Here is a 7262-nt window from a genome sequence, read left to right as displayed (position 1 = left end):
CCCTCAGCGCCGGGCAACTACCCCCACGTGGTCACCCTGAATGCCTCCGAACACAGACCGCGCTCCGGAGCTTTGCCCGGGGGTAGCAACTGCCGAGCCTCTTGGTGGGCTACCCGCAATCTCGACGCCCGCATCCACTCGCCTGTATCGGGCTGCGCACCGGAGCGAGCCCACGACGTCACGCCCGGTGCTGTCGCTACGAGTTGCAGGCAGCACGACCCAACGCCATCGCCAACCGGCTCGGCGTCAACGCCAGCGCGTACGGGATGAGCACTTCCGCTGACGGCGAAGAATACGGCGGCGGCCGGGACTCCCACTGCAGCGATGACAACCGATGACCTTGACCGGTGACTGGGTAGCCGATGTCGTCCCACGTGAAGGCACCTCACGAGCAAATGGAGGAAGAGTCACGAAATGATAACTAACCGACTCTGACAGCCGCTTCGTCGGGTCCCTGTGCTCGCCAGCTACTTGACATGAGTGCAAAGCGGGCTAGCCGACGGGTTTGCACGGCCGGTCCAAACCAGGACCCCGTAGTCGACGGCACCGGCTGAGGCGGCGAGCGCGGCTCGGTATTGTCGAGGCATTGTCACTGAAGCAGAGGGTCAGCGCGACCGGGTGACGTACGAGAGGACGTGATTACCGATGCCCGATGCGCGCGCCACTTGACGCCAAATCCGCATCTGCGCCCACGGTCGGCGCTGCCCGTAACGTAGGCGGGCACAAGCTGTCGCTGCTGTTGGTCGAGGACGATCGGGCCGACGGCCTGCTGGTCGAGGAACTCATCGCCGACGCGGCGGCCGACATCGCCCTCACCTGGGTGCAGACCATGGCCGACGCTGAACGCGAGCTCGCCTTCGCCCGCCCGGACTGCGTCCTGTTGGACCTGCACCTACCCGATGCCGACGGCATTTTCGCGCTGAAGCGCGTCGCCGAGCACGACCCCACGCTGCCGATCATCGTGTTGACCGGCCTGAACGACGAACACTTCGGAGTCTCGGCGGTGGCGTCCGGCGCGCAGGACTACCTGGTGAAGGGCCGCGTGGACTCCGAAACGCTGCGGCGCGCCGTCCTCTACGCGATCGAGCGCAAGCGTGCGGAGCTAACCGCGGTGGAATTGCACGCCAGCCAGCTCCGGGCCCGGGAGAACGCACGACTCGAACGGGGCCTGCTGCCCTCACCGCTGCTGCTGGAGAACCCCGGTGTGGAAATCGTCGCGCAATATCGGCCAAGCCGCGAGAACGCCCTGCTCGGCGGCGACTTCTACGACTTCGTGCAGACCGCGGATCGAACCGTGCACGTCATGATCGGCGATGTCGCCGGACACGGCCCTGACGAGGCCGCACTCGGTGTGGCATTGCGCATCGCCTGGCGGACGCTGACCTTCAGCGGCCTGCGCGGCTCGGAGAGGATGCGCCAACTCGAGCGGATACTTCACGCCGAACGCGCCGGCAAGGGCATTTTCGCGACGGTGGTGAGCCTGGCCATACCTCCCGGCACCGGCCCGATAACCGCCGTGCGGGCTGGTCATCCCGGCATGCTTCTGCATGGTCACGGTACCGTGCAGTGGGTCGAGCCAACCGGTGGCCCGGCCCTGGGCGTGCGTGCCGGCGATTGGGGACCTGAGCAGCTGGATCTGCCGGCCGGTATGGGGCTTGTGCTGCTCACCGATGGACTGTTCGAAGGGCACTCGGGACGCGGCAGGGAACGCCTGGGTGAGGCCGGGTTGCTCGAGTTGGCTCGCTCGTTTGCCGCGTTGCCTGGACCGGATTTCGTGGCCGCACTCATCGACGAAGTGGAGCGACGAGCGCAGGCCCACGGCGGCATCAGCGACGACATCGCGGTCGTGCGGGTGGAGCGAACCCCGACATGAGCGAACTGATGGGGGCCGGCCGCGCAGAGAACGCGCAGTGGGCTCGACGCCTCACGGTGCAGGGCTGGCAAAACATTGTGCTCTCGGTGATGGGTGTGGTGGTGCTCGCGGGCGCGGTGGCCGGCGGGCTGCTGCTCACTCGCACCGACCGAGGATCACGGGAGCTGGTGGACGAGATCGAGCCGGCGCGCGTAGCCGCATACCAATTGCAGTCGGCGCTGCGCGACCAGGAGACCGCCGTCCGCGGGTGGGTCATCACCGCCGACCGTCAGTTCCTCATGCCGTATTACGTAGGACAACGCAATGAACAAGCGGCGGCCCACGACATCCGCGACCATATGGCCCACCGCCACACCATGATCGCCGACCTGCAGGCCATCGAAAACGCCGCCGCGACATGGCGCAGCACCTACGCCGAGCCACTGATCGCAAGCGTTAGCCGCGGCGGAACCGATGCCGCAACCACCAACAGCGCGCAGGGCAAGGCCGACTTCGACCGTCTGCGCGGGCTTTTCGACGCGCAGAACCAACGCCTTCTTTCCACTCGGGACGCGGCGGTCGACGAGCTCACCCGGGTTCGCCGCTGGCGCGACACAGTCCTGGCGGCCATGTTGGCGGCGTTCTTCGCGATGACGGTTCTGTTGGCTTTGTTGGTGCGCAATGCTGTCACGCGTCCACTTGCGGCGCTGGCGGCGTCATGCCGGCGCATCACCGCTGGAAACTTCAGCGAACGTATCGTCCCCAGAGGGCCGAAAGACATCCGCGGCATCGCGCGCGACGTCGAAGAGATGCGCCAACGAATTGTGGAGGAGCTCGACGCTTCTCGCTCGGCTCGCGAGACGCTCGACGAGCAGGCACTCGAGTTGCGTCGGTCCAACGCCGAGCTCGAGCAGTTCGCGTACGTCGCCTCGCACGATCTGCAGGAGCCGCTGCGAAAGGTGGCATCGTTTTGCCAGCTGATCGAAAAGCGATACGGCGACAAGCTCGATGAGCGCGGGGCCGAATACATCGGCTTCGCCGTCGACGGGGCCAAGCGCATGCAGGTGCTGATCAACGATCTGTTGACCTTCTCACGAGTGGGGCGACTCAACGCCACACACTCCGAGGTGGACCTCAATGATGCGTTGGATGCCGCGCTAGCCAACCTGGCCACCGCGATTGAAGAGTCCGGTGCGCAGATCATGTGTTCGGAGCATGCCCTGCCCACAGTCGAAGGCGACCCGACGCTGCTTGTCATGGTGTGGCAGAACCTCATTGGCAACGCGGTGAAGTTCCAGCAAGAGAATGTCGCTCCTCGGGTCGTCATCGACTGCGAACCCGGCGACGACAATTGGGTCCTCTCGGTGACCGACAACGGCATCGGCATAGCCGAGGAGTTCACCGACAAGGTGTTCGTCATCTTCCAGCGCCTTCATGGCCGAGACACGTACAGCGGCACCGGAATCGGGCTTGCGCTGTGTAAGAAGATCGTCGAGCACCACGGTGGAACCATCTGGATCGACACGTCATACACCCAAGGAACCCGGTTTCGCTTTACGTTGCCCGCGGTGCGCATTGACGCGCCGGAGCAGACATCGGCCGCCCTCCTGGAAGGAGCACACGAATGACATCGGCTACCCGAGCCATCGACGTCCTGCTGATCGAGGACGACCCCGGTGATGAGCTCATCACCAGAGAGGCGTTCGAACACAACAAGATCAACAACACGCTGCACGTGGCACATGACGGTGAGGAGGGCCTGGACTTTCTCTACCGCCGTGGGCAATTCGACGGCGCGCCTCGGCCAGATCTGATTCTGCTCGATCTGAACCTGCCGAAATACGATGGCCGTCAACTGCTCGAGACAATCAAGTCGGATCCGGACCTCTGCCATATCCCGGTCGTCGTTCTGACCACCTCGTCGGCCGAGGAAGACATCCTTCGCAGCTATAAACTGCACGCGAACGCCTATGTCACCAAACCGGTTGACCTCGACCAGTTCATGAGCGCCGTGCGGCAGATCGACGAATTCTTCGTTCAGGTGGTGCGACTGCCCCCGCCATGAACCGGCGAAGTGTTCACCACGTCGATGCCGGTCCATTCCAAGCGCACCCGCGTGCCGTCGGGGGATCCGTCGATGACGGCCCGGTCGGCCAGGGCATGCATTAACGGGATACCGCGACCCCGGGCCAGGTCGCGCCGCTGCGAGTCGGCTGGCAACCAGGAGCCTTCGTCGGTGACGGTGACCGCCAGGACAGCTGCGGCGGGGTCGTATTCGGCGTGCATGTGCATGGCCCCGGGCTGATCGGCGGCTGGGTAAGCGAATTCGGCCGCGTTGGCCAATGCCTCGTTGACGGCCAAGACGACGTCGCTGATCTTGGCTGCGTCGAGGGTGAAATGCTTTCGCAGCCAGCGTGAGAACTCTTCGCGGATCAGCGCAGCCGTCACCGCGTCTGCGGTGGCGTCCAGTCGCGCGAAGCGCGTGTGCTGGGGTGACCCCTCGGCGGCTGACATCTCGGACACCTGGCTACCCGATGCGTCGGTATTTAATTCGTCAGGGCGGCAATCGCTTCGTCCAGCGTCGGGTAAAGGTCGATTACATCAGCGATGCCCACGACCTTCAGTGGCCTGCTGGTCACCGGCCCGTCGGCCACGATCGCGAAGCGCACCGAGGGAGTGAGCTCATCGTGTACGGACATCAAGACACCCATGCCGGCCGATGCCAGGAATTCCACGGCTTTCAGGTCGACGACGACTGCTTTGGGTGGACGCTGGCCGGCGGCGGAGATGGCTTGCTGGAGTTGCGGCGCGTTAAGCATATCTACCGTGCCGGCCACCGACACGACACTGATGTCGCCGATTTGCCGTTCTTCGATAGCGCAGCTGCTTCCTGCGGCGTCACCAGTAACTTGGGGCCCGCTACCCATACTCACCTCCACCGGTTTGTTTGCCGGCAGATTGTACCGGGAGGTCTCCTGCCACCGCCTCGGGCGCCGCTGTACCGCGATGACCGCTCGAGACACGACGGGCAACCAAGTGCGCCGGGCGCGACCGATGACAACATTTCCGTCATGAACGATCCAGGGGAGCCACATGATGCCTCTGTCGCCGCGGATCAAGCCAACTCGCCGCCCGGGCGCGCTCGGGTCCACGTGCCCGACCGCGCCGATCCCTGGATAGCGGCTCTCACGGCCACGCTCGTCGGGATGCTCTTTTCGTGGCGGCCGTCGTTCTGGTTCGACGAGGCCGCCACGGTGGCCGCGGCGAACCGGTCGGAGATCGACATCCTGCGGTTGTTGCTCAACTTCGACGCGGTCCATGGCCTGTTTTACCTGGCCATGCACGGGTGGTTGTCGTGGGTGCCGATCAACGAGTTCACGGCGCGACTTCCCAGCGCGGCGGCGGTGGGCGCCGCCGCTGCCGGCGTGGTTGTGCTGGGCAAGCTGGTGGCCGACCGGCCCACCGCGTGGGCTGCGGCGGTTGCGTTCACGGTTCTCCCCCGCACGCTGTGGTCAGCCGTGGAGGCCAGGTCGTACGCGTTGACCACCGCGGTGGCGGTGTGGCTGACGGTGGTGCTCGTGATCGCTGCCGCTCGACGCGGGTCTGCGCTGTGGGCTCTGTACGCTCTGACACTGTCGCTGGCCGTCGTCGCCTACGTGTATCTCGGCCTGTTGGTGCCCGCGCACGCCATCACGCTCGCCCTGACCCGAAAGTGGCGGCGCCTATTGCCTTTTATCCTTGCGGTCGTTGCGGCACTTGCTCTTGCGTCGCCACTTATTGCGTTGGCAGCCCGTCAACGCCACACCCAGCTCTGGTGGATCGGCGGAGGCGGTTACCTCACCGGCGTCTTCTGGGAGCAATGGCTCACCGGCTCACGGCTTTTCATGTGCGCAACGGTAATCCTGCTGGCGTGGGGATCGGTGGTGCTCATCATGAGAAAGATCGGCCGGGATGCTCTCGCGGTGGCACTGCCCTGGGTTGTCGTGCCGACAGCGGTGCTGGTCGGCTACTCGGCCCTCGTAACCGATGTCTACTCGCCGCGATATCTGACGTACACCGCACCGGGTCTTGGCTTGCTGCTGGGGGTCTGCGCTGCGGCCATCGCACGGGAGCGATCGCGAGTGCTGGCACTAATCCTGGCAGTTCTCGCGCTCAGTTCAAGCACCGCGTTCGTGACACAACGCAGCGTGTACGGAAAACCGGGGGGTGCTGACTATTCCGAAATCGCCCACGTCGTCAAAACCAATTCACGACCACAGGACTGCGTCGCCTTCGGCTCGGCAGGCCATGAACCGTTGCGGGCGGCTGCCGCTGCGCGTCCTGATGCGTTCGCTCAGCTCGACGATGTGGCAGCCGGTGTGCCCGGCCCCTATGCGGCGCAGTTGTGGACGCAGGATCTTCGGTTCGACAGCGACGCGGTGCGGCCGCGGCTAGCGGCCTGCACGGTGTTGTGGGCAATCGTCGACCGCACCATGCCTTCGCCCGTCGTGGATGTCGCGGAACGGGAAGGGTTTAAAGCGGATCACGAATGGATCCTGCACCGCAGCAAGGTTATTCGATTTAAAAGGTCTTGAGCCTGTTCACCAGACGCGGATGTAGTCGATCAGCATTTGCGACGGGAACGTACCCGCGGCAGGATCGCCGGCGCCAACCCCACCGACCGCAAGCGTGAACATCGGAGTCATCCAATAGCCGGGATTGTTGAACGGCCACCGTTTGTCGTCCGGATTCCCGTGGACTGGGATGGGTTTCGCCGGAACACTGAAGTACGCTGCCCCATCACGCGAAAAGTGGAAACCGTCTTCGTACCATCCCATTTGCCAGGTGTGCCAAGCACCGTCAACCATGCCGGGAATCGATTTCCCTTCCCATGTTTTCCCGTTGGATGCCGCGTGGACCGTGGTGCCCGGGGGCCACTGGCCGTTGCCGTACCACTCGAAAATGTCGACCTCGCCGTCTGGCACCGGATCCTCGTTGACAGTCCAGAACGACGGCCAGAGGCCGGGGTACAGACAGTCCAGCTTGATGCGTGCTTCCCAGGTGTGGCCGATCGGGCCCCGCCAGTTGCCTCGCACTTTGCCGCTGTAATACTGGTTGCCTTCTCGGGTGGCTTGGAGCACCAGATTGGAATTGCCGTCGAGAAAAACGTTTTGGGTGCGGTATATTCCCTCGACCGGTGGGTAGACGTCGTCTTGCCAGGTCTGCACCGTCCACTTGGCCGGATCGGGACCCGAGCCCGCCGGGCCGTCGAACTCGTCGGAGAAAATGTAGTTCCCGCCAGAGGAGCCGGCCGGTGCGGCCGGCGGTGGCGCGGGAGCCGGCGCGTCCGGAGCGGGCGGGTTCGCCCAGGCCTGCGGGAGCCGGACTGCGGCTGCCAGCGCGCCCAGCCCCGTCATCAACAACATGCTGC

At 64.8% G+C, this 7262-nt stretch carries 7 protein-coding genes; 4 read left to right on the top strand and 3 right to left on the bottom strand.

Annotated features, from left to right (window positions below):
• Nucleotides 1–652 precede the first annotated feature (652 nt).
• Genes ACFE99_RS20255 through ACFE99_RS20245 form a run of 3 tightly spaced genes read left to right on the top strand, consistent with a single transcriptional unit; the run spans nt 653 to nt 3917 of the window.
• Nucleotides 653–1873, top strand: a complete 1221-nt coding sequence (locus ACFE99_RS20255) for a PP2C family protein-serine/threonine phosphatase (protein WP_375488203.1) — start codon at nt 653–655, stop codon at nt 1871–1873.
• Nucleotides 1870–3480: an ATP-binding protein gene (locus ACFE99_RS20250; protein ID WP_375488202.1), complete on the top strand. Its 1611-nt coding sequence runs from the start codon at nt 1870–1872 to the stop codon at nt 3478–3480. The genes ACFE99_RS20255 and ACFE99_RS20250 overlap by 4 nt, the downstream gene beginning before the upstream one ends.
• Nucleotides 3477–3917 carry a response regulator gene (locus tag ACFE99_RS20245; protein ID WP_375488201.1) on the top strand — a complete coding sequence of 147 codons (441 nt, stop codon included), beginning with the start codon at nt 3477–3479 and terminating at the stop codon, nt 3915–3917. Before ACFE99_RS20250 ends, ACFE99_RS20245 begins: the two co-directional genes overlap by 4 nt.
• Here the strand turns inward: ACFE99_RS20245 and ACFE99_RS20240 are convergent.
• Both ACFE99_RS20240 and ACFE99_RS20235 read right to left on the bottom strand, forming a co-directional pair.
• On the bottom strand, nt 3890–4366 hold the full coding sequence (locus ACFE99_RS20240) for an ATP-binding protein (RefSeq protein WP_375488200.1): 477 nt from the start codon (nt 4364–4366) through the stop codon (nt 3890–3892). The two genes, ACFE99_RS20245 and ACFE99_RS20240, sit on opposite strands and share 28 nt — an antisense overlap.
• Before the next feature lie 32 nt (nt 4367–4398).
• Nucleotides 4399–4779, bottom strand: coding sequence for an STAS domain-containing protein (locus ACFE99_RS20235; RefSeq protein ID WP_375488199.1), 381 nt, complete (start codon nt 4777–4779; stop codon nt 4399–4401).
• Between the two features lie 144 nt (nt 4780–4923).
• Between ACFE99_RS20235 and ACFE99_RS20230 the strand changes: the two genes are divergently transcribed.
• A complete protein-coding gene (locus ACFE99_RS20230) occupies nt 4924–6426 on the top strand; it encodes a mannosyltransferase (RefSeq protein WP_375488198.1) in 1503 nt (500 codons plus the stop codon).
• Between the two features lie 6 nt (nt 6427–6432).
• Here ACFE99_RS20230 and ACFE99_RS20225 read toward each other — a convergent pair.
• On the bottom strand, nt 6433–7262 hold an 830-nt coding region (locus ACFE99_RS20225; RefSeq protein ID WP_375488197.1), incomplete at its 5' end, for a family 16 glycosylhydrolase.

This window comes from uncultured Mycobacterium sp., assembly GCF_964249325.1.
GTDB lineage: Bacteria > Actinomycetota > Actinomycetes > Mycobacteriales > Mycobacteriaceae > Mycobacterium.
The sequence above is the reverse complement of the archived record's forward strand: the minus strand, read 5'-3'. Positions and strand labels throughout refer to the sequence as shown.